22 protein-coding genes are annotated in these 22,169 nt (G+C 68.1%); 13 read left to right on the forward strand and 9 right to left on the reverse strand.

Translation table 11 applies throughout. The annotated features are described in order from the left end of the window. The first annotated feature begins 157 nt into the window (after positions 1-157). Complete coding sequence (locus AC1RAA_RS05275; protein WP_062470253.1) at positions 158-865, forward strand: response regulator; 708 nt, start codon at positions 158-160, stop codon at positions 863-865. Between the two features lie 13 nt (positions 866-878). Here AC1RAA_RS05275 and AC1RAA_RS05280 read toward each other — a convergent pair whose 3' ends face one another. The 3 genes from AC1RAA_RS05280 to AC1RAA_RS05290 form a co-directional block, all read right to left on the reverse strand. Next, the gene (locus tag AC1RAA_RS05280) at positions 879-1,562 is read right to left on the reverse strand and encodes a response regulator (protein ID WP_492726947.1); all 684 of its coding nucleotides are present in this window, start codon (positions 1,560-1,562) and stop codon (positions 879-881) included. Positions 1,563-1,676: 114 nt separating this feature from the next. Continuing rightward, complete coding sequence (locus AC1RAA_RS05285; RefSeq protein ID WP_492726949.1) at positions 1,677-2,078, reverse strand: helix-turn-helix domain-containing protein; 402 nt, start codon at positions 2,076-2,078, stop codon at positions 1,677-1,679. A 73-nt stretch (positions 2,079-2,151) separates the two neighbouring features. Next, positions 2,152-2,304, reverse strand: a complete 153-nt coding sequence (locus tag AC1RAA_RS05290; RefSeq protein ID WP_492726951.1) for a hypothetical protein — start codon at positions 2,302-2,304, stop codon at positions 2,152-2,154. A 154-nt stretch (positions 2,305-2,458) separates the two neighbouring features. Here AC1RAA_RS05290 and AC1RAA_RS05295 point away from each other — a divergent pair, with 154 nt between their 5' ends. Continuing rightward, a complete protein-coding gene (locus tag AC1RAA_RS05295; RefSeq protein WP_492726953.1) occupies positions 2,459-2,674 on the forward strand; it encodes a hypothetical protein in 216 nt (71 codons plus the stop codon). Positions 2,675-2,787: 113 nt separating this feature from the next. Further along, positions 2,788-5,820 carry an ATP-binding protein gene (locus AC1RAA_RS05300; protein WP_492726956.1) on the forward strand — a complete coding sequence of 1,011 codons (3,033 nt, stop codon included), beginning with the start codon at positions 2,788-2,790 and terminating at the stop codon, positions 5,818-5,820. 18 nt (positions 5,821-5,838) lie between these two features. Here AC1RAA_RS05300 and AC1RAA_RS05305 read toward each other — a convergent pair whose 3' ends face one another. Continuing rightward, the gene (locus AC1RAA_RS05305) at positions 5,839-7,071 is read right to left on the reverse strand and encodes an EAL domain-containing response regulator (protein ID WP_492726958.1); all 1,233 of its coding nucleotides are present in this window, start codon (positions 7,069-7,071) and stop codon (positions 5,839-5,841) included. A 228-nt stretch (positions 7,072-7,299) separates the two neighbouring features. Between AC1RAA_RS05305 and AC1RAA_RS05310 the strand changes: the two genes are divergently transcribed. Beyond that, positions 7,300-7,665 carry a hypothetical protein gene (locus AC1RAA_RS05310; protein WP_070060782.1) on the forward strand — a complete coding sequence of 122 codons (366 nt, stop codon included), beginning with the start codon at positions 7,300-7,302 and terminating at the stop codon, positions 7,663-7,665. 103 nt (positions 7,666-7,768) lie between these two features. After that, positions 7,769-8,158 (forward strand): response regulator, encoded by a 390-nt coding sequence (locus AC1RAA_RS05315; RefSeq protein WP_070060783.1) that lies wholly within the window; start codon positions 7,769-7,771, stop codon positions 8,156-8,158. A gap of 104 nt (positions 8,159-8,262) precedes the next feature. Here AC1RAA_RS05315 and AC1RAA_RS05320 read toward each other — a convergent pair whose 3' ends face one another. The 4 genes from AC1RAA_RS05320 to AC1RAA_RS05335 all read right to left on the reverse strand — a co-directional run bounded on the left by AC1RAA_RS05320 (position 8,263) and on the right by AC1RAA_RS05335 (position 12,044). After that, positions 8,263-9,468, reverse strand: a complete 1,206-nt coding sequence (locus AC1RAA_RS05320) for a branched-chain amino acid ABC transporter substrate-binding protein (protein WP_062470234.1) — start codon at positions 9,466-9,468, stop codon at positions 8,263-8,265. Between the two features lie 136 nt (positions 9,469-9,604). Continuing rightward, complete coding sequence (locus tag AC1RAA_RS05325) at positions 9,605-10,045, reverse strand: hypothetical protein (protein WP_492726960.1); 441 nt, start codon at positions 10,043-10,045, stop codon at positions 9,605-9,607. Then, a complete protein-coding gene (locus AC1RAA_RS05330; protein WP_369628967.1) occupies positions 10,045-10,488 on the reverse strand; it encodes a DNA polymerase III subunit chi in 444 nt (147 codons plus the stop codon). Before AC1RAA_RS05330 ends, AC1RAA_RS05325 begins: the two co-directional genes overlap by 1 nt. After that, positions 10,485-12,044 carry a leucyl aminopeptidase gene (locus AC1RAA_RS05335; protein WP_492726962.1) on the reverse strand — a complete coding sequence of 520 codons (1,560 nt, stop codon included), beginning with the start codon at positions 12,042-12,044 and terminating at the stop codon, positions 10,485-10,487. The genes AC1RAA_RS05330 and AC1RAA_RS05335 overlap by 4 nt, the downstream gene beginning before the upstream one ends. 21 nt (positions 12,045-12,065) lie before the next feature. Between AC1RAA_RS05335 and lptF the strand changes: the two genes are divergently transcribed. The 8 genes from lptF to AC1RAA_RS05375 all read left to right on the forward strand — a co-directional run bounded on the left by lptF (position 12,066) and on the right by AC1RAA_RS05375 (position 18,023). Next, positions 12,066-13,211 (forward strand): LPS export ABC transporter permease LptF, encoded by a 1,146-nt coding sequence (lptF, locus tag AC1RAA_RS05340; protein ID WP_062470224.1) that lies wholly within the window; start codon positions 12,066-12,068, stop codon positions 13,209-13,211. Next, positions 13,208-14,314 (forward strand): LPS export ABC transporter permease LptG, encoded by a 1,107-nt coding sequence (gene lptG, locus AC1RAA_RS05345; RefSeq protein ID WP_492726964.1) that lies wholly within the window; start codon positions 13,208-13,210, stop codon positions 14,312-14,314. Before lptF ends, lptG begins: the two co-directional genes overlap by 4 nt. Continuing rightward, a complete protein-coding gene (locus AC1RAA_RS05350) occupies positions 14,311-14,682 on the forward strand; it encodes a sirohydrochlorin chelatase (protein WP_095948630.1) in 372 nt (123 codons plus the stop codon). Before lptG ends, AC1RAA_RS05350 begins: the two co-directional genes overlap by 4 nt. 63 nt (positions 14,683-14,745) lie before the next feature. Further along, positions 14,746-15,687: a CysB family HTH-type transcriptional regulator gene (locus tag AC1RAA_RS05355; protein ID WP_062470216.1), complete on the forward strand. Its 942-nt coding sequence runs from the start codon at positions 14,746-14,748 to the stop codon at positions 15,685-15,687. Between the two features lie 32 nt (positions 15,688-15,719). After that, entirely contained in the window at positions 15,720-16,901 is a 1,182-nt protein-coding gene (locus AC1RAA_RS05360) for a pyridoxal phosphate-dependent aminotransferase (RefSeq protein WP_307692884.1), read from the forward strand. 28 nt (positions 16,902-16,929) lie between these two features. Continuing rightward, on the forward strand, positions 16,930-17,304 hold the full coding sequence (locus tag AC1RAA_RS05365; protein WP_492726968.1) for a rard protein: 375 nt from the start codon (positions 16,930-16,932) through the stop codon (positions 17,302-17,304). Between the two features lie 11 nt (positions 17,305-17,315). After that, positions 17,316-17,765, forward strand: a complete 450-nt coding sequence (locus AC1RAA_RS05370; protein ID WP_492726970.1) for a DUF3592 domain-containing protein — start codon at positions 17,316-17,318, stop codon at positions 17,763-17,765. Between the two features lie 99 nt (positions 17,766-17,864). Continuing rightward, positions 17,865-18,023, forward strand: a complete 159-nt coding sequence (locus AC1RAA_RS05375; protein ID WP_070060790.1) for a DUF3309 family protein — start codon at positions 17,865-17,867, stop codon at positions 18,021-18,023. 45 nt (positions 18,024-18,068) lie between these two features. Here AC1RAA_RS05375 and hrpA read toward each other — a convergent pair whose 3' ends face one another. Further along, positions 18,069-22,034, reverse strand: coding sequence for an ATP-dependent RNA helicase HrpA (gene hrpA, locus AC1RAA_RS05380; protein ID WP_492726973.1), 3,966 nt, complete (start codon positions 22,032-22,034; stop codon positions 18,069-18,071). Between the last annotated feature and the right edge of the window lie 135 nt (positions 22,035-22,169).

Genomic DNA, 22,169 nt, shown 5'->3' on the forward strand with positions numbered 1-22,169 from the left:
TCCTAAAGTCCAGTCATCCCCTGCTGGCATCGCCCGAGGCACCCGCCACCGGCCCCTTTTTCAGACGTCCCCGACGCCGGGGGCCGGGCGTTCGACAGCAGCCCTTCCTGCACGCGGCGCGCGCAGGTCCGACCCCTCTGCGTTCCACAGGTCCGCCATGAAGCCATTCAATCTCCGCGTCCTGATCGCGGACGACCATCCCGCCGTTCGCATCGGCATCGAGAGCACGCTGCGCGAAAGCCAGGCGGTCACCGTCGTGGGCGCCGCGCGCGACTCCACCGAGATGATGGAGATGCTCAAGCAGCACGACTGCCAGATCCTGGTGTCCGACTACGCCATGCCCGGCGGCCTGCACGGCGACGGCATCGCGCTGTTCGCGCTGGTGCGCCAGCGCTACCCGCGGCTGAAGATCGTGGTGATGACCATGCTGGACAACCCCGGCATCATCCATTCACTGCTGGACATCGGCGTGCCCTGCATCCTGAACAAGGCCGACTCGGTGAGCCACCTGCTGCCGGCCGTGCATGCGGCCTACGCGAGCGGACGCTACCTGTCGCCCAGCATGGCGGAGATCGCCGCGCGCACCGCGCCGCACCGCACCGACACCCAGCCGCACGCCATGCTCTCCAAGCGCGAGCTCGAGGTGGTGCGCATGTTCGTGTCGGGCCTCACGGTGACGGAGATCGCCGAGCGGCTGCACCGCAGCAAGAAGACCATCAGCACGCAGAAGGGCTCGGCCATGGCCAAGCTCGGCATCCTGCGCGACATGGACCTCGTGCGCTACGGCATGGAGACGGGGCTCATGAGCACGTCGGCGGCTCCCCCGCCGCCACCGCCGGGCCTGCCGGCGTTGCCCTGGCCCTGAGGCCACACGCGGGTCAGCCTTGCGGCGCGCCCGTCACCGTGGCCGTCAGGCCGTTTTCGAGCGCGTAGCGCAACAGGTCGACATCGCGCTCGATGCCCAGCTTTTCCATCGCCTTGGTCTTTTGCGTGCTGATGGTCTTCTTGCTGCGGTGCAGCTGCTCGGCGATCTCGTTGATCGTGAGCCCCGACGCATACAGCCGCACCACCTCCGACTCGCGCTGGCTCAGCACGCCCGCAGCGTTGCGGCTGCGCACCTCCCAGTCGATGGAGCGCACCACCGCGTCCATGGTCGGCGAGTAGTACGTGCCGCCGGTGCGGGCGGCGTGGATGGCGGGAATCAGGTGCGCCACCGCATCCGATTTGCTCACGATGCAGCGGATGCCGCTGGACACCAGCGAGTGCAGCACCGCCGGGTTGTCGAGCATGGTCATCACCACGATCTGCGTGTCGGGAAAGCGCCGCTTCACCAGCTTGAACAACGGCACGCCGTCGCCGAACTCGCCGGCCGGCATCGCGTAGTCGGACACCAGCACGTCGCAGGGCGTGGTCTCCAGCAGCGCCATGAGCCCGGTCGAATTGGCCGCCTCGCCTACCAGCGTGAGGGTCTCGACCGACGCCAGCTCGTGCCGGACCCCGGCCAGCATGCCGGGATGGTCGTCGGCCAGAACGACGCGGATTTCGAAGCGGTCCACTGCCATTGTTTTTTCCCTTTCGCTTGCCGGCGTGGCCGGCGGACGAGGGTCCGGGCGCTGCGCCGGGGCATCTTACCCGCCGGTCCTGCGCGGGCGGGCCGCGTCGCGCAGGGGAAAGGCTCAGGCGGTTTCGGTGGGTGGTGGCGCCGCGGCAGCGGGCTGCGAAGCGCGCGCGCCCGAGGCCGAGAGCATGTCGCCCGGGAAGGCCTGCGCGATGGCCTGCAGCGCCGCGTGCGCGGCTTTCTTGCCGGAGTCGTCCGAGGTCCGGTAGGCGCGCAGCAGCGACACCTCCTCGCGGCTCACCGACAGGTCTTCGGTGCAGGTGGGCATGCCGGTCACGACGTACAGCACGTCGATGCCGATGACGGCCATGGTGGCCAGGTAGGCCGCATCGGGGTGGCGCGCGCCTTTTTCGAAAGCCTCCTGCACGGAGGCATCGACGCCGCCGAGCACCGCGAAGGCGGCGGCGCTCAGGCCGAGCCTGCAGCGCTCCATGGACAGGCGGCGTCCGATCATCCGCATGAGCGCGCTCCCCATGAAGGGCCGAGGCCCCATCCGCCTGCGATCTTGATCAAGGCCAAATGCGACCGCCTGCTCAAAGGAAGTTGTCGTTCCGAGCCATGGCCGATGGCTTATTTGCCAGGACCAAAGCGCCGAACAACGCGCTTCGCCGCGTGCAGCCGGTTGCCTGCATTCGCTTGCCACGCAGGAATTCCCACAATTTCTTGATCCACAAGATATTCGTCATCGACGACTCCCTAAAAATATTCAATCCAGCGCCCTTGCACAGATGCCAAAGAGGCGACAAAGGTGATTTTTCAATCCTATGTTTTCAGCCTCAAAAATCCAATCAGACCCGTCTGAAAATCGCTCGCGCGGTGCTTGCCTATTGGTAGCTCATCGTGAAGGTCGCGCGGCCATTGGCGTTGCCGCTCGCCACTGTCGATTTGCAGGGCAGCCTTGCCGACCCAGCGACCTATTCGCAGGAGATCGAATCCACCCGAACAGATGATTTATTTTTCATCGACGCCTGCGACTGCAGAATACAGATGGAAATTCCAGAAGCCCAGCCTCGCTCACCGGCTCAGCCGAATCCTGAAAAAGAAAGGCCTGCATAGGACTCGACCTATAAACAGAAGCACTCCTGTAATTCATGGAAATCCACGCGCAATTCGCCCTACCATTCCAGTCGATTGTTTTTAATTCGCGTCTTTTTCGCCATTTTTTCGCCATGTCTCCGCCCGCCTTCCCCGCCAGCGCCCCTGCGGCCCCGACACCTGCCCGGCAGGCCCAGGAGCTGGACCTGCTGCGCCGCTACCAGCACGCCCTGCTCTATGGCGGCGGCGCGCTGCTGTCGCTGCTCATCGTGCTGGCCGCGGGCCTCGTGCTGTACAACGCCGCCGCCAATGCGCTCGCGAACCTGCGCACCACGCTGGCCGCGCACAGCGCGCAGATGCAGCTCGACATCGAGGAAAAGCAGGCGGCGATGCGCCGCGGCGTGGTGAACGCCGAACTGCTCTGGAACAGCCAGACGCCGCCGGCCGCCGGCACGCTGGAGGCCTTCGTGCGCGACGGAGGCCAGGTGGTCCTGCAAGCCGGGGCACACCTGACGCCAGCCATCGCCGCGGTCGACACCGCCGGCACCCGTGACCTGCACGAATTCGCGCCCTACCTGGGCATGCTCGAAATGCAGGCCTACAGCGTCACCGCCGTCGCGCAGCTGCGCAATTCGCCGCTGGGCGCCTACGCCTACACCCCCGACCACCGCCTGCTCACGCTGATGCCCGCGCCCGAAGGCGGCCTGCAGGGCGCGCTGGCTCGCACCAGCCTGCCGGACACCGCAGCGCTCATCGCGCGCCTGAGCTACGACATCGGTGATCTCGCCGGCGACCCGGCACTCGCCGCGCAGTGGCGTATGCAGCGGCGCGTGGCCTGGCAGCCGCCGGCGCCCGACCTGCTGGCACCGGGGGCATCGCCCTTCAAGCTGGTGCAGCCCGGGTTCGACGCCCAGGGCCGCCCCTTCATGGTGTTCGTGAGCAACCTGCCCTCGGGCGTGTTGCAGGACCGCCTGCGCCACACGCCGCCAGACACGGCCGCCCTGCTGGTCGACGCGCAGGGCCGGGTGCTGCTCTCGGCCGACCGCACCGGCGACGCCATCGACGGCGGCGCACTGATGGCCACCGCGCTGGCCCACAGCCTGCGCCAAGCCGGGCCCGCGCTGCCGCGTGAAACCTACCGCGCGGGCGTGTTCAGCCTCTCGACGCCGCTGGCCGGCACCGGCTGGTCGCTGGTGTACGCGTACTCGTGGCGCACGGTCTTCACCACGCTGAAGCCGCAGCTGCTGCGCTACGGCGGCGCCACGCTGGTGGTGCTGGGCACGCTCTGGGGCCTGCTGCTGCTCTTCAGGCGCAAGCTGCTGGAGCCCGCCTACCGTCGCTCGCAGCGGGTGTTCGAGAGCGAGCAGCTCAACCGCGCGATCATCGCGACCTCGTCGTTCGGCGTCTGCCTCATCGCGCTCGACGACGAGCGCGTGCTGCTGCAGAACACCCTGATGGAACACTACGCGGCGGCCACCGCGCCGCCCGAGCCGCTGCACCGCCAGATGGCCGCGCTCTACCGCGAACGCGCCCAGGGCGGCACGCTGCACGACGCCGGCATGCCGCTGGCGCTGAAGAACGGCCAGGCCTGCGAGCTGCTGCTGCAATGCACGCGCACGCGCTACCAGGGCGCAGACGCCCTGCTGTGCAGCTTCTCCGACACCACCGAGCGCAACGAACTCGACAAGAAGCGCGAAGAAGCCCGCGAGGCAGCCGAGGCGGCCAACCGCGCCAAGTCGGTGTTCATCGCCACCATGAGCCACGAGATCCGCACGCCGCTGAACGCGGTGCTGGGCAACCTCGAACTGCTCGGCCAGGGCGCGCCGCCCGAGGTGCAGGCCCGGCGCCTGCAGTCAGTGCGCCAGGCCTCGCGCACCCTGCTCGAGATCGTCAACAACATCCTCGACCTGTCGAAGATGGAATCGGGTCACCTCAAGCTCGAAACCACGCGCGTGGCGCTGCCCGAGATCGTGCAGGCTTGCGCGCAGATGTTCGAGCCCTCGGCGCACGCCAAGGGACTGCGGCTCGACTGCCTGGTGCACCCGGGCCTGGCCGCCGGCTACGAAGGCGATCCGACGCGCATCCGCCAGATCGTCGTGAACCTGCTGAGCAACGCGATCAAGTTCACGGCCTCGGGCACGGTGACGCTGGAGGTCGGGCCGCTGTCGCCGGGGCAGGCCTCGCCGGTGGCGATCCGCGTGACCGACACCGGCATGGGCGTGCCGCCCGAGCAGATTCCGCAGCTGTTCGACATCTACATGCAGGCTTCGCCCTCGACCGCGCGCGAGTTCGGCGGCTCGGGGCTGGGGCTGTCGATCTGCCAGCGGCTGGCGCGCAAGATGGGCGGCACGATCGCCGTGCGCAGCCAGCCGGGTGCGGGCTCGTGCTTCACGGTGACCTTGCCGCTGGTGGCGCTGGCGCCCGAGGCGGTCGCGCCATCGGACACCGGTGCTGGCAGCGCGGCCCTGCCCTTGCGTCCCGTGCGCCTGCTGGTCGTGGACGACCATCCGGCCAACCGGGCCCTCATCAGCGACCAGCTCGATGCGCTCGGCGTCGCCGCTGACGTGGCGCCCGACGGCGAGGCCGCGCTGGCCCTGTTCGCCGTGCAGCGCTACGACCTCGTGCTGACCGACCTGAACATGCCCGGCATGGACGGCTACGCGCTGGCCCGCCGGCTGCGCGAGCGCATGCCGTCGATCCCGCTCGTCGCCATCACGGCGCACCTCGAGCAGGAGGGCTACCAGCAATGCTCGCTGGCGGGCTTCGCGGGGGTGCTGCTCAAGCCGGTGCTGTTGCCGGCGCTGGAGCAGGCGATCCTCAAGACACTGGGCGCGGCTGCGCCGCCATTGGTGGCCAGCGCCCCGGTCGCGCCTGCGCAAGCGCCGCACGCGCCGTTGGACGCGCGCCTGCACGACGCGATGGTCTCGTCGCTGGCGTCTTCCGCGCAGCAGGTCCGCAAGGCCCTGGTGATCGGCGACCGGCGCGTCATCGGCGACGAGTTGCATGCGGTGCGCGGTGCCTTCGCCATGATCGGCGAGCCGGCCATCGCCGCGATGTGCGGCCGGCTCAGCGCTGTAGTGAAGCAGGACGAGATGGCGGTGATTGCCCCCGGCTGGACCGCGCTGCAGGCAGCCGCCGAAGCGGTGCTGGCGCGACGCGCGGCCTGAGCGCGCGTCGCCCGATCGTCAATCGGCGTTCCGCTGCGCCTGCGGGCGCCCCGCCGTATACCGCAGCAGCGCCGCGTACTGCACGAAGGCCGACTCGGCCATCGGCGCGGCATGCTGCGCGCCCTGCGTGAAGTGGCACCCAATGCTGCGGGCCAGCGCGAGGTCACGTTCGCCGTCGACGCCCTTCACGAGCAGCGTCGCATGCTGTTCGCGTGCCATGGCGATCACGCTCGCCAGGATGTGGCGCGCATGCGGGTTCTCGCGCGCCTGCGCCAGCTGGCGTGCGTCGATCTGGAGCTCGCTGAACGGCACCTTGAACCAGCGGCTCAGGGTCGAGTCGCCCTGGCCGAAACGGTCGATGGCGCAGTGGAACCCGCGCAGCCGCAGGTGCGCGACCGCGCCGGCCAGCACCTCGTTGCAGCGCGCGCCGCCGTCTTCGGCAATCTCCAGCACGAGCTGGTCGGCGGCGAGGCCGGCGCGTTCGGCCTGTTCGGCCACGCCCTGCGCCCAGGACACCGAGGCGGCCACCGACGCCGGCACGCGCACGCCCAGGCGCAGGCCGTGGTCCTTGTGCATGTAGCCGAGCAGTTCGAAGGCGCAATCGAGCATGCGCTGCACCAGCGCGTCGTGCAGGCCGGCCCGCGCAATGGCCGGCAGGAAGTCGGCCGCGGGCAGCCAGGTGTCGTCGGGCCGGTACCAGCCCGGCTGCAGTTCAGCGCCGCGCAGCACGCCGGTGCGCGCGCAGTGCCGGGGCTGGAAGTGGGCGGCGATCTGGCGCGTGGCCAACGCCTCGCACAGGACCGCGGCCGTGAACACCGGTGTGTCGTTCGCAGGTGGGGCGCTTCCGCGCCGCAGCCCGGCCCGGTGGCGCCGTTCGCGCGCCATGGCCTGCGCCGCCGACGCCATCGTGACCATGGTGCGCGGCTTGGCGATGGCCGAGAGCACGCGCGCGCCGCGGGCCCGGGCGTAGTCTTGCGCCGCCTGCAGGATGCGCGGCGGCTGGGCGCTCATGAGCACCAGCGCCGCGGGGCTGCCGGCCTCGACCACCGCGTCGATCATCTGCAGGCCCGTGACCTCGGGCGTGTCGATGTCCACCACCAGCAGGTCGTGGCGCCGGTGCTGTACTGCCTCGACAAAGCCATGGCCGCTGCGCGTCACGTCCACGCGGGGAATGCCGGCGTAGCGCATGAAGGTGGCCAGCGCGAAGCCGGTGCGTTCGACCTGGTCGATCACGAGTGCGTGTCTGATCATGGCGAGCCTTGGAGGGGGAAGAGGATGTTCGGCATCTTCCCGGGGGCGGCAAAAATCCCCCATCGGCCCAGTCCGAAACTCGCGGCCGATTCCGTAGGACTTCGGCTGAACCCTGTTGCCACGCAGCAACTGTTGCCAGTCCTGAGCAAGGCCGCATCTGGCGGTACGATGCGCGGAATCGAATCGACCGACATTCCACCCCACTTCGCCTGCCGCAAAGGAGCCTCGATGGCCGGACCTTCCCCCACCTTGACGCGCGGCACCACCTCGCTGGACAAGACCCTGAAAAAGAGCGAGCAGGTGGCCGCCGATGTGCAGCGCGCCTCGGACAACCTCGCCGTCGTGAGCACCGTGCTGGAACAGGAACTGCCGGACGAGGTCCAGGTCGGCGAGGTAGCGCAGGCCATCGAGCACACCAGCCAGCTCGAGGAAAAACTCGCCCAGTCGGCCGAGAAACTGGCTGAAGTGAATGCGGCGCTGAGCGAGGAAATCGAGAAGCGCCTCGAAGTGACCGCCGAGCGCGACGAGAGCCAGGCGCTGGCCGAGCAGCTCAAGGCGCGCATCCGCACGCAGGCGACGTCGGACAAGCGCTGATCGCCGTTGTTTCCGCACGGTTTGCGTGCGTCGTTCTCCCTTCTCCTACGCGGAGACCGCTTGCGCCACGCTACGCTATTGGTTCACACATCAAAACCGCGGCATGGCCCTCATCACGTTCCTCGTCGAGGACAACAAGACCATCAGGGACAACCTGGTCCCGGCCCTCGAGGACCTCGTCAACGGCCATGTCGTCGGCTATGCCGAAACCGAATCGGGCGCCCTCGCCTGGCTCGCCGCCCACCCCGATGCCTGGCAGCTGCTCATCGTCGACCTGTTCCTCAAGGAAGGCTCCGGTCTGGGCGTGCTGTCGGGCTGCCGCGAGCGCGGCCCGCACCAGCGGGTCGTGGTGCTGAGCAACTACGTCACCCCGGACATCCGCACGCGCTGCCAGGCCCTGGGCGCCGACGCGGTGTTCGACAAGTCGCGCGACCTGGACGCCTTCATCGAATACTGCAACGCCGACCGCCCCTCGGGCATGGCCGCGCTCTGAAGGCCGGCCCGTGCCACGGCGGCGCGCCCCCCTGAATGACAAAAGGGCCCGAAGGCCCTTTTTTCATGGAACGACCCGGTGAAGGGTCGTTGGCTGCAATGCGATCAGCGCACCACGGCGATCTGCGTGCGCACGCCACCCTTGTAGGTGAAGAGCGTCAGGGCGCCGTTCTTGATGTCGCCCTTTTCGTCGAAGGCGATCGGGCCGGTCACGCCCTTGTATTGCACCTTGCCGACTTCAGCCAGGTACTTTTCCGGGTCGGACGAGCCGGCCTTGGCCATGGCTTCGGCCAGCACGTTGACCGCGTCGTACACGTACGGTGCGTAGATCTGCACTTCGACGCCGTTCTTGGTCTTGAACTTGGCCTTGAAGTCTTCCAGCGGCTGTTTGAAGTCGCCGTCGACACCGCCGGCTTCGGCGCAGACCACCATGTCTTCACCGATGGCGTCGCCTGCCAGCTTCGGCAGTTCGCCGGTGCACAGGCCGTCGCCGCCCATGAACTTGACGTTCAGGCCGAGCTGCTTGACCTGCTTGAGCATCGGGCCGCCCACGGCGTCCATGCCGCCGAAGAACAGCACGTCGGGCTTGGCAGCCTTCAGCTTGGTCAGGATGGCGTTGAAGTCGGTCGACTTGTCGGTCGTGAACTCGTGGCCCACGATGGTCGCGCCGGCGGCCTTGGCAGCCTTCTCGAACTCTTCGGCAACGCCCTGGCCATAGGCCGTGCGGTCGTCGATCACGGCGATGTTCTTGCCCTTGAGCGTTTCGACGGCGTACTTGCCGAGCGTGCCGCCCAGCTGCGTGTCGTCGGCCACCACGCGGAACGTGGTCTTGAAGCCCTGGCGGGTGTACTTGGGGTTGGTGGCCGACGGCGAGACCTGCGGAATGCCGGCGTCGCTGTACAGCTTGGAAGCGGGGATCGTGGTGCCCGAGTTCAGGTGACCGACGATGCCGTTGACCTTTTCATCGACCAGCTTCTGGGCGACGGCGGTGCCTTGCTTCGGATCGCCAGCGTCGTCTTCGGGAACCAGCACGAACTTGGCAACCTTGTCGCCGATCTTGAAGCCCTTTGCATTCAGGTCTTCGATGGCCATCTTGGCACCGAGCTCGTTGTCCTTGCCGAGGTGGGCAATGGGACCGCTGGTCGGGCCGACGTGGCCGATCTTGACGACCAGGGCATCAGCCGGAGGCGCAGCAGGGGCCGGAGCCGCAGCCGTGGGTGCCGGTGCCGCCGGAGCAGCAGCTTCTTCCTTCTTGCCGCAAGCCACGAGCGTGAGTGCAGCCAGTGCGACCGCAGTCCATTTCAATTGCATGAGAACCTCCAGAACTTGGATGAAAAGATATAAAAACCGGTCGTTCGATCCGGGCGTTCAGACCTCGCAAGTTTCGCGCCGCAGACCAGCGGCACCCTCACGCCATTCCGACCTGCGGCGCAGTTTAGCCGAGGATTTATGCGCCGGAAGTTGGCGTAGACCCTGTGTTTTCCCCTGTGTTTTCACAGAGTTCAGCGGCCATGGATTCGATGACGAGCGCGCGCAGCACGGCCTCGATTTCGCCGCGCAGACGCGGCACCATTTCGTCGAGCTGATGCTGAACGGCAGCTGACACGGCGTCGCTCAATCGCTCCTCCAGCGACAGGTCGACGCGCTGCAGCACGCGGTGCAGCAATTGCTCTTCGAGGCTGACGATTTCGGCCGGCGTGAGCGACACCGAAGGCGGCAACGCCACGGCGCTCGCGGGGTCGGGCGACGCAGGCTGCGACACCGGTGCGCCAATACTTGGAACTAAAGGGCGCACCGCCTCGGCGACCGGCACGGGCTCGGCCGGAATCTCGAGCACGGTCGTCAGCGTCGGGACGAACCGGGGCGGCGTGCGCAGCGTGCTGGCCATCAGGAAGCGCTCCTTGCGAAATCGTGCGGCTGGATCGTGTAGCCCCGGTCGGCGTAGTGACGCCAGCGGGTGCGGCCGACCTGCCGGTCGTTCGCCTCGTCGCTCACGATGTCGATCATGCGTTCGAAACGCTCGAAGCCGGCCGGCACTTCAAGGCCGAGGTTGACCAGCATCTCGCGGTGCGGCAGCGAGGCCGCGTCCGCACCTTCGGCGCACAGGATGACGGGCGAGCGCGCCACCACATGGGCCGGCGCATCGGCGCGGCAGTGCGCGACGAAGTCGACCGGCGACAGCTGCCAGAGCGCGGCATCGACCGTGTCGAGCGCGCGCGCATCGCCCACCACCACCACGCGCAGGCCGCGTGTGTTCACGGCCTTGCGAACCAGCCGGCAAGCGTAGGTGAGCTTGTCGGGCGCGTTGTAGTGAAAGCCGATGTCGGTCACTGCGCGGACCGGGCCTTTCGGGCCGGCTTGGCCGGGGCCTTGGGCGACGCGGCCTTCTTCACGGGCTTGGCAGCCTTGCCGGCCTTCGGCGCGGCGGCAGCGGCGTTGCTGCTGCCCGCGCGGTTCGTCAGGTACGACACCAGCAGGCCGACGGGCCGGCCGGTCGAGCCCTTGGCCGCCCCGCTCTTCCAGGCCGTGCCTGCGATGTCCAGGTGCGCCCAGGCGTAGTCGGCCGTGAAGCGCTGCAGGAACTTGGCCGCGGTGATCGCGCCGCCGGCACGCCCGGCGATGTTGGCCACGTCGGCGAAGTTGCTCTTGAGGCCTTCGGCATAGTCGTCGTCCAGCGGCAGGCGCCAGCAGCGGTCTTGCGAGGCCTCGCCGGCCGATTCGAGCGCGGAGGCCAGCGACTCGTCGCTGGCGAACAGGCCGCTGCGCACGCCGCCCAGAGCCACCACGCAGGCGCCTGTGAGCGTCGCGATGTCGATCACGGCGGCCGGGTCGAAGCGCTTGGCGTACGTGAGCGCGTCGCACAGGATGAGCCGGCCTTCGGCGTCGGTGTTCAGGATCTCGATGGTCTGCCCGCTCATGCTGGTGACCACGTCGCCGGGCTTGACGGCGTTGCCGTCGTTCATGTTCTCGCACGAAGGGATCAGGCCGACCACGTTGATCGCCGGCTGGATCGCGCCGAGCGCGCGGAAGGTGCCGAGCACGCTGGCCGCGCCGCACATGTCGAACTTCATCTCGTCCATCTCGGCCGCGGGCTTGAGCGAGACGCCGCCGGTGTCGAAGGTGATGCCCTTGCCCACGAGCACCACGGGGGCCTCGTCCTTGGCGCCGCCCTGGTAGCGCAGCACGATGAAGCGCAGCGGTTCGGCCGAGCCCTGGGCCACGGCGGCGAACGCGCCCATGCCGAGCTTGTCGACTTCCTTCGGGCCCAGCACTTCGCACTTGATGCGCGGCAGCTTCGCCAGCCCCTTGGCGGCTTCGGCCAGCAGCGTGGGCGTGGCGTGGTTGGCGGGACGGTTGCCCCATTCCTTGGCCAGCTCGATGCCGGCGACCGTGGCGCGGGCGTCGTCGAAAGCCTTGGTGACGGCGGGGCTGGCGGCCTCGGCCACGCCCAGCGTCAGGTGGCGGATGCTGCGCGGCTCGGCCTTCGACTTGGTCGTGGTGTAGACATAGCTGGCATCGGCCGCGGCCGTGACGGCGGCGGCCACCGCGGCGGCGTCGGCCGGCTGCGCGAAGACGATCACGACGCGCTTGGGGCCATTGGCCTTGGCGGCGGCAACCGCCGCGCTCACGGCGCTGCGCACCGAGGCGGCCTTGCCGTCGCCGATGGCGGCCAGCAGCACGCGCGAGGGCACCACGGTCTCGGGGCGGTACAGCGCGAGCAGCTTGCCGGCCTTGTCGGGCAGGTCGCCGGCCTTGCGGGCGCTGGCGGCGAGCACGGAAACGGGGTCTTTGGCGGTGGGGAGAGCGCTGCCGACGAGCACGATGAGGAGGTCGGATTTCTCGGCGGCGGCCTGGGCGACGGTGAGGGTCTTGAGTTGAAAGTCCATAATCCTTTTTTTCCTCGAACGATGTTATTCCATTCTTCCCTACGCAAGGAGCTGTCGCGCAGCTTCGGAGCGACCCTCGTCGTCCTGGTCACCATCGTGATGACCATGATGCTCATCCGTACGCTCGGGCTGGCGTCCAAGGGCAGCGTGAACCCGCAGGAGGTCTTCCTCGTGATGGCGTACACGGTGCTCGGCTACATGCCGACCATCCTGAGCCTGAGCCTGTTCATCGCCATCGTCGGCACGCTCTCGCGCATGTACCGCGACAGCGAAATGGTGATCTGGTTCTCCAGCGGGCGCGGCCTGGCCGATTTCGTCCAGCCGCTGTTCCGCTTCGCCTGGCCGGTGCTGCTGCTCATCGCGGCCATGGCGCTGGTGGGCTGGCCCTGGGCCAACTCGCAGACCATCGGCATGCGCCAGCAGTACGAGCAGCGCAGCGACATCGAGCGCGTCACGCCGGGTGAATTTCGCGAGTCCTCGGGCCGGCTGCGCGTGTTCTTCATCGACAAGGACACGCCCGACGGCGCCACCGCCACCAACGTGTTCATCTGGGCCGTCGAGCGCGGGCTGCAGATCACCACGTCGGCGCGCAGCGGCCGCATCGAGGACATCGACAACCACCGCTTCCTGCTGCTGAGCAACGGCCAGCGCCTGGAACGCCCGCTGTTCACCGAATCGGGCCTGAAGATCAGCGAGTTCAAGACCTACGGCACGCGCGCCGGCGGCAGCTCGAACGCCACCGGCGACAGCACGCCCACGCGCGCGCGCTCCACGCTCTCGCTGCTGCGCGACCGCAGCGATGCCAGCCTGGGCGAGCTGGGCTGGCGCTTCGGCATGCTGCTGGCCGCCATCAACTTCGTGCTGCTGGCGCTGACGGTGTCCAGCGTCAACCCGCGCGTGGGGCGCAGCGGCAACCTGGTGTTCGCGCTGTTCGCCTTCGTCGTCTACTACAACCTGCTGAACCTGGGCCAGAGCTGGATCAGCTCGGGCCGCTACGGCATGGGCTCATTCATGCTGCTGCTGCATGGCGGCGTCTTCCTCTTCGCCACGGCCTGGCTCACGCTGCGCAACAACAACTGGTCGGCCCGCCGCCAGGCCCGCGCCAGCGCCGCCACGGCCGGCGCCCTGCCGGCCGTACCGCCTTCCCGGATCGACCCGACCTCGTGAAAACCATCCGCCGACTGATCTACGTCGAGGCACTGAAGGCCGTGGCCTTCGTGACGCTCGGCTTCCTGAGCCTGTTCTTCTTCTTCGACTTCGTCGACGAGCTGCAGTCCGTGGGCAAGCCCGAAAGCCTGGCCTACGGCCCGGTGCAGGCGCTGATCTACGTGCTGCTGCTGGTGCCCAGCCACCTGTACGAGCTGCTGCCGATCACGGTGCTGATCGGCTGCATCTTCGTGATGGCGCGGCTGGCGCAAAGCTCCGAGTACACCATCCTGCGCACCAGTGGCCTCGGTCCGTGGCGCGCGCTGCGCACGCTGCTGCTGCTGGGGCTGGGTTTCGTGGTGCTCACCTTCGCCATCGGCGACTACATCGCGCCGCTGTCGGGGCGCACCGGGCAGCTACTCAAGTCGCGCTACCAGGGCACGTTCTCGCTGGTGGGCAACACCGGCGCCTGGCTGAAGGAAAAGCGCGGCGACACCTCGTATGCGGTCAACGTGCTGTCGATCTCGCGCGGTGGCTCGCTCACGACCACCCGCATCTTCGAATTCGATGCCGACGGCTATGTGAGCAAGCAGCTGGTGGCCCGGTCGGCGCGCATCCTCGACGAAAAATGGACGCTCTCCGACGTCGAGCAGCAGGACTACCAGACCCGCAACACCGAGAAGGCCCAGATCGTCACCACCCAGATCCCGAAGATGGACTGGCCCACCTCGCTCACCGCCGAAATGGTGTCGGTCGCGCTGCTGCGACCCGACCGCATGAGCACCATCGACCTGTTCGACTACATCCGGCACCTGAACGCCAACGGCCAGACCGCGCAGCGCTATGAGATCGAGTTCTGGCGCAAGGTGTTCTATCCGCTGTCGTGCCTGGTGATGGTGGTGCTCGCCCTGCCCTTCGCCTACCTGCACTTCCGCCAGGCCGGCATCACGACCTACGTGTTCGGCGGCGTGATGATCGGCATCAGCTTCTTCCTGCTGAACAACGTGTTCGGCTACCTGGGCAACCTCAGCAACTGGTCGCCCTGGCTCACGGCGGCGGCGCCGGGGCTGATCTATTCGGTGCTGTCTCTCACAGCCTTCAGCTGGCTGGTCCTGAGGCGATGACCACGCAGGTGCCGGGCACGGTGCTGCTCGCGCACGGCTCGCGCGACGCGCGCTGGCGCGAGCCCATCGAGGCGGTGGCCGCCCGCATGCGCGAAGACGACCCCGCCGTGCGCGTGCTGTGTGCCTACATGGAACTGGCCGCACCCGACCTGCCAACCGCCGCCGCAGCCCTGATCGCCGACGGCGCCACCGCGGTGCACGTCGTACCGCTGTTCCTGGGCATGGGCAAGCACGCCCGCGAAGACCTGCCGCTGCAGCTGGACGCCCTGCGCCAGCGCTGGCCCGACGTGGCCTTCTCGCTGGCCCCGATCGTGGGTGAATCGCCCGAACTGGTCGCTTTGCTGGCCCGGATTGCCATCAAATCCTGAAGTCCCGGTCATTTTTATAGACTTCAAAGGCATAATGAATTCCGCAATAAGACGGAATTTGATATGAATCTGCACCAGTTCAAGTTTGTTCAGGAAGCCGTGCGGCGCAACCTGAACCTCACCGAGGCGGCCAAGGCGCTCCACACCTCGCAGCCCGGCGTCTCCAAGGCGATCATCGAACTCGAGGAAGAGCTCGGCGTCGAGATCTTCGCCCGCCACGGCAAGCGCCTGAAGCGCATCACCGAACCCGGCCAGCACGTCATCGCGAGCATCGAGCTCATCATGCGCGAGGTGGGCAACCTCAAGCGCATCGGCGAACAGTTCAGCGCGCAGGACAGCGGCACCCTCTCCATCGCCACCACCCACACCCAGGCGCGCTATGTGCTGCCGGTGCCCGTGGCCAACCTGCGCGAGGCCTACCCGAAGGTCAACGTGAGCCTGCATCAGGGCTCGCCCGACCAGGTGGCGCGCATGGTGATCGACGAGATCGCCGAGATCGGCATCGCCACCGAATCGCTCGACGGCTACGCCGAGCTGGTCACGCTGCCCTGCTACGAGTGGCAGCACGTGCTGGTGCTGCCCAAGGACCACCCGCTGGCGGCCAAGGAGCGCGTCTCGCTCGAAGACCTCGCGAGCGAGCCGATCATCACGTACCACCCGTCGTTCACCGGCCGCACGCGCATCGACCACGCCTTCGCGCAGAAGAAGCTCACGCCGCGCATCGCGCTCGAAGCCATCGACTCCGACGTGATCAAGACCTACGTGCGCCTGGGCCTGGGCGTGGGCATCGTGGCCGAGATGGCCGTGCGCGACGAGTCGAACGCCGACCTCGTGGTGCGCCCGATGGGCCATGTGTTCGGCCAGAACATCGCGCGCGTCGCCTTCAAGCGCAGCGCCTACCTGCGCAACTTCGTCTTCAAGTTCGCCGAGCTGCTCTCCGACCGCCTCGACCGCAACCTGATCGCGAAGGCCCTCAGCGGCCACCAACAAGACTACGAACTCTGATCCTCCAGCCTTTCTCCCCGCGACGACCGACCATGAGCACCGCCACCCCTTCGTCTTCTCCCCGCACGCCCGAGATCACCACCAAGCTGCCGGCTGTCGGCACCACCATCTTCACCGTGATGTCCACGCTCGCGGCCGAGAAGAACGCCGTGAACCTCGGCCAGGGCTTCCCCGATTTCCACTGCGATCCGAAGCTGCTCGAAGACGTGACCGCCGCCATGGCGGCCGGCCACAACCAGTACCCGCCGATGCCGGGCATTCCGTCGCTGCGCGACGCCATCGCCGCCAAGATCGAGGCGCTCTACGGCCGCAACTACAGCGCCGCGACCGAGATCACGGTCACGGCCGGTGCCACGCAAGCCATCATCACGGCCATCCTGGCTATCGTGCGCCCCGGCGACGAAGTGATCGTGCTGGAGCCCTGCTACGACAGCTACGTGCCCAACATCGACCTGGCCGGCGGCAAGGTCGTGCGCGTGCCGCTCGTGCCCGGCACCTTCCGCCCCGATTTCGACAAGATCGCCGCCGCGCTCACGCCGAAGACGCGTGCGATCATCATCAACACACCGCACAACCCGAGCGCCACGGTCTGGACCGAGGCCGAGATGCGCCAGCTCGAAGACCTGCTCGCGCCCACCGACGTGTTCGTGATCAGCGACGAGGTCTACGAGCACATGGTGTTCGACGACGCGCGCCATGAAAGCGTCGCGCGCTTCCCCGGCCTGGCGGCACGCAGCTTCATCGTCAGCAGCTTCGGCAAGACCTACCACGTCACCGGCTGGAAGGTCGGCTTCGTGGCCGCGCCCGCGCCGCTGATGGCCGAGTTCCGCAAGGTGCACCAGTTCAACGTGTTCACGGTGAACACGCCGATGCAGCACGCGCTCGCGCAGTACATGGCGCGGCCCGAGCCCTACCTGGAGCTGCCGGCCTTCTACCAGCGCAAGCGCGACCTGTTCGCGGCCGGCCTGGCCGAGAAGACCCGCTTCAAGCTGCTGCGCAGCGAAGGCAGCTACTTCCAGTGCGTGGACATCTCGGCCGTGAGCGACCTGTCGGAGGCCGACTTCTGCCTCTGGCTCACGCGCGAGATCGGCGTGGCGGCGATCCCGCTGTCGGCCTTCTACGGCGACGGCTTCGACCAGCGCGTGGTGCGCTTCTGCTTCGCCAAGAAGGACGAGACGCTGCTCGCCGCGCTCGACCGCCTCGCGAAGCTCTGACGCCGGCGGCCACGCTCCGGGGGCAGCGATGACGATGAACCGGCCGCGCTGGATCCTGCTGGCCCTGGCCCTCTCGTTCCTCGTGGTGGGCATCGCCGACGCGTTCCTGCCGCCGCTGCGCGGCAAGGACTACACCGCGCTGGACGTGGCGCATGTGTTCCTCATCTCGGCGCTGTGCTACACGTGGTGCCGGGCCGATGGCCTCGCGCGCGGCGTGCCCGCGCCTGGTCGCGCGGCGCTGCTCGCAGGCATCTTTCCGCTGCTGGGCATTCCGGTCTATCTCTTTCGCACGCGCCCCTGGCGACGGGCCTTGCTGGCCACGCTGGGGGCCGTGGGCTTCCTGGTATCGAGCCTGGTGCTGGCCGCCGTGGGCACCTTGTCGATCGAGTGGATGCGCAACTGAAGGCCACCCCAATGAACCCCACCCGCCTCATCACGCGCATCTTCACGCTCGTCGGCGCGCTCATGCTCCTCGGCGCCTGGCTGCTCTACCAGAACACCACGAAGTTCATCGCATCGGCCGGCAAGGCGCAGGGCGAGGTGATCGCGCTGCAGTCCGCGGGAAGCTCGAGCCGCAGCAATTCGCCGACGTGGCGCCCGCTGGTGCGCTTCACGCTGCCCTCGGGCGCGATCGTCGAGTTCTCGCCCTCGAGCAGCAGTAACCCGCCGGCCTACGACAAGGGCGAAGTCGTCGGCGTGTTCTTCAACCCCGCGAACCCGCAAGATGCCCGACTCGATGGCTTCTTCGACCTGTGGGGCGGCGCCGCCATCGTCGGCGGGCTGGGCGCCATCTTCCTGGCCGTGGGCGTGGCCATGTACTTCCTGCTGGCAGGCGCACCGGTAAAGCGCCGACGCCCACGGTAGGACAGCCCTGACCGCGTCAGGGGCGGCTCTCCGGCGCTCGCGGCGCCCCGGGACGATGAGCATGGAGGCTCGTGACAACAACGTCCCAGGAGAAAAAACATGTCCCTCTCGTTCATTCTGCTGATCGTCCTGATCCTGCTGCTGATCGGCGCGCTGCCGAGCTGGGGTTACAGCCGGTCCTGGGGCTACGGGCCCAGCGGCGGCCTCGGGCTCGTGGTGCTGATCCTGGTGATCCTCGTGCTCATGGGCCGCATATAGCGCCCGCGCCATCATGAAAAAAGCCCGCGTCGCCGCGGGCTTTTTTTACGCCTGAAGCTGCGCCCAGGCCTTGTCGAGCCGCTTCACGCTCACCGGCTGCGGCGTGCGCAGCTCCTGCGCGAAGAAGCTCACGCGCAGTTCCTCGAGCAGCCAGCGGAATTCGAGCATGCGCTCGTCCACCACGCCCTTGCGCTCGGCCACGAGGCGCCAGTAGCGCTGCTCCTGCGGCCTCAGCTCGGCCAGCTTGGCCGTGTCGCGCGCGGGGTCGGCGCGCAGCTTGTCCAGGCGCAGCACGATGGCCTTGAGGTAGCGCGCGAAGTGCTGCAGCTGCGTCCACGGCGCGTCGGCGATGAAGCGCTTGCCCACGAGCTTCTGCAGCTGCTGCGCCGCGTCCTGCACCGCGTCGGGCTGGACCTTCGTGTCCTTGATCTTGCGCGCCGCCGCTGCGTACTCCACGAGGATGACGCCCGCGAGCCGCGCCACCTCGTTGGCGATCAGCGTGAGCCGCCCGCGCCCTTCTTCGAGCCGCTTCTTGAAGGCGAACTCGTCGGTGGGCAGCGGCTCCTGCAGGAACGCGCGGTCGATCGCCACGTCGATGATCTGCGTGCGCAGTTCTTCCGACGTGCCCAGCGGCATGTAGGCGACCGACATCTTCTGCAGGTCGGGGATGTTCTTCTCGAGGTACTTCAGCGCGTCCTTCAGCTGCAGCGCGAACAGGCGGCGCAGGCCGGCGCGGTGTTTGGCGGCGGCCACGGCGGGCTCGTCGAACACCTCGATGGTCACGGCATCGCCCTCGTCGCGCAGCGCCGGGAAGCCGATGAGCGACTGCGAACCGCGCCGCACTTCCATCAGCTCGGGCAGCTCGCCGAAAGCCCACGTCGTGTAGCGCTGGCCGGCGGGCAGCGTGGGGGCAGCCTTCTCGGGCGCAGCGCTCTTCGCGGGGGCCTGGCCCCCGTTCGCAGGCGCAGCCTTGGGCGCCGGCGACGCCTTCACGTTGAGCCCTGCGAGCGCCTGGAATGCACCGCGCGCCTGCGCGCCCAGTTCCGCCTTCAGCGCGCCGAGGTTGCGGCCCATGCCCAGCTGGCGGCCGTGCTCGTCGACGATGCGCAGGTTCATGAACAGGTGCGGCGCGAGCATGTCGAGCTTGAAGTCGGCGCGCTTCACGTCGATGCTCGTGAGGTCGCGCACGCGCTTGAGCAGCACGTCGGTGAGCGAGCCGGTGCCGAAGAGTTCGGGCGCCGACAGCTCCTCGGCCAGCTTCGAGGCCGACTCGGGCAGCGGCACCAGCCGCGAGCGCGGGCGCTGCGGCAGGCTCTTGAGCAGCGCCTGGATCTTGTCCTTGAGCATGCCCGTCACCAGCCACTCGCAGCGCTCTTCGTTCACCTGGTTGAGCACGAACAGCGGCACGCTGACCGTGAGGCCGTCTTTCGCATCGCCCGGTTCGTGCAGGTAGCTCGCGGCGCAATCGACGCCACCCAGGCGCAGCGTGGGCGGGAACGACTGCGTCGTGATGCCGGCCGCCTGGTGGCGCATGAGCTCGTCGCGCGTGAGGTACAGCAGGCGCGGCTGGTCCTTCGAGGCGTGGCGGTACCAGTTCTCGAAGGTGATGCCGCTGGCCACGTCGGGCGGCAGCTGCGCGTCGTAGAAGGCGAAGATCAGTTCGTCGTCGACCAGCACGTCCTGCCGGCGCGCCTTGTGCTCCAGGCCTTCGACCTCGCGCACCAGCTTGCGATTGGCGGTGAGGAACGGGAACTTGCTTTCCCACTGGCCACCGACCAGCGCTTCGCGGATGAAGATCTCGCGCGCCGAGACCGGATCGACCTTGGTGAAATCGACGCGCCGCCCGCTGTAGACCACGAGGCCGTACAGCGTCGCGCGCTCCAGCGCCGAGACCTGCGCGCCCTTCTTCTCCCAGTGCGGATCGAGCAGCTGCTTCTTCAGCAGATGCTCCGCCACCTGCTCGAGCCACTGCGGCTCGATGTTGGCGATGCCGCGCCCGAACAGGCGCGTGGTCTCGACCAGTTCGGCCGCGACGATCCAGCGCCCCGGCTTCTTCTTCAGGTGCGCGCCGGGGTGCTTGTAGAACTTGATGCCGCGCGCACCGAGGTAGGCCTCGTCATCCTCGAGCTTCCAGCCCACGTTGCCCAACAGGCCCGCGAGCATCGACAGGTGCAGCGGCTCGTAGCCGGCCGGCGTGGCGTTGATGCGCCACTTGTGCTCGGTGACCACCGTGAGCAGCTGCGAATGGATGTCGCGCCATTCGCGCACACGGCGGATGTTGATGAAATTCTGGCGCAGCAGCTGCTCGTACTGGCGGTTGCTGAGCTTGTGCGTGTCACCGTGGCCGCCGCGCGCGTCGGCGATCCATTTCCACAACCGCAGGTAGCCGCTGAACTCGCTCTTCTCGTCGTCGAATTTCGAGTGCGCCTGGTCGGCCTGCTGCTGCGCGTCCATCGGGCGGTCGCGCACGTCCTGCACGCTGAGCGCCGAGGCGATGATGAGCACTTCTTCGAGCGCGCCGCGCGTGCGGGCTTCGAGAATCATGCGGCCCACGCGCGGATCGAGCGGCAGCTTGGCCAGCTCGGCGCCGGTGGCCGTGAGTTCGTTGGCGTCGTCGACCGCGCCGAGTTCATTCAGCAGTTGGTAGCCGTCGGCAATCGCGCGCGGCGACGGCGCTTCGAGGAACGGGAAACGCGCCACGTCGCCCAGCCGCAGCGACTTCATGCGCAGGATCACGCCCGCGAGCGACGAGCGCAGGATTTCCGGATCGGTGAAGCGCGGGCGGCCCGCAAAGTCTTTCTCGTCGTACAGGCGGATGCAGATGCCGTTCGCCACGCGGCCGCATCGGCCCGCGCGCTGGTTGGCCGCGGCCTGGCTGATCGGCTCGACCAGCAGCTGCTCGACCTTGCTGCGGAAGCTGTAGCGCTTGACGCGCGCCGTGCCGGTGTCGATCACGTAGCGGATGCCCGGCACGGTGAGCGAGGTCTCGGCCACGTTGGTGGCCAGCACGATGCGCCGGCCGCTGTGGCTTTCGAAGATGCGGTCCTGCTCGGGGCCCGACAGCCGCGCGAACAGCGGCAGCACCTCGGCACTGCGGAACAGCGGCTGGTGGCTGACGTGGCGACGCAGGTGATCGGCCGCCTCGCGAATCTCGCGCTCGCCGGGCAGGAAGATCAGGATGTCGCCTGCGTTGTGCGGGTCGCGCCAGAGTTCGTCGACCGCATCCGCGATGGCGTCGTTCAGGTCGTGTTCGCGCGACTCTTCGAACGGGCGGTAGCGCTGCTCGACGGGGAAGGTGCGGCCCGACACCATGATCGTCGGCGCGGGGCCCTTGGCCGAAGCGAAGTGCTGCGCGAAGCGGTCGGCATCGATGGTGGCCGAGGTGACGATGATCTTCAGGTCGGGCCGGCGCGGAAGGATCTCGCGCAGATAGCCCAGCAGGAAGTCGATGTTCAGCGAGCGCTCGTGGGCCTCGTCGATGATGAGCGTGTCGTAGGCCTTGAGCAGCGGATCGGTCTGCGTCTCGGCCAGCAGGATGCCGTCGGTCATCAGCTTGACCGAGGCGTCGCGGCTCAGGCGGTCCTGAAAACGCACCTTGAAGCCGACCACGTCGCCCAGCGGCGTCTTCAGCTCTTCGGCGATGCGCTTGGCGACCGAGCTGGCGGCAATGCGGCGCGGCTGCGTGTGGCCGATGAGGCGGCCCTTGCCGGGCTCCGCGTTGAGCTTGCCGCGCCCGAGCGCCAGCGCGATCTTCGGCAGCTGCGTGGTCTTGCCCGAGCCCGTTTCGCCGCAGACGATCACGACCTGGTGCGCAGCAATGGCGGCCATGATCTCCTCGCGCCGGCCGGAGACCGGGAGCGATTCGGGAAACTCGATGCGCAGGGGGGCGGGAGGTGTGAGGGTCGTCAAGGCAAGGCAGTCGTCGGTCGTTGCGCGCGGCGGCAGGCGGGCAAACCGCCAATTATCGCGGGGCCCCGGCGCTGTTGCATGGCATCCACAGTGAGGCCGCATGCAGCAGGTGGCGCAGAAAATTTCGTAAAGACTCTTTACTCTACCGCATGCCACCGGTACGATCGCGGCCATGACCTCCTTCCTTGCACCCCTTTCGATGCGCATCCGCTGCGCAAGCCGCGTCCTTGCACGCGG

The sequence above is a fragment of the Variovorax sp. GW823-FHT04F07 genome, from assembly GCF_058795995.1.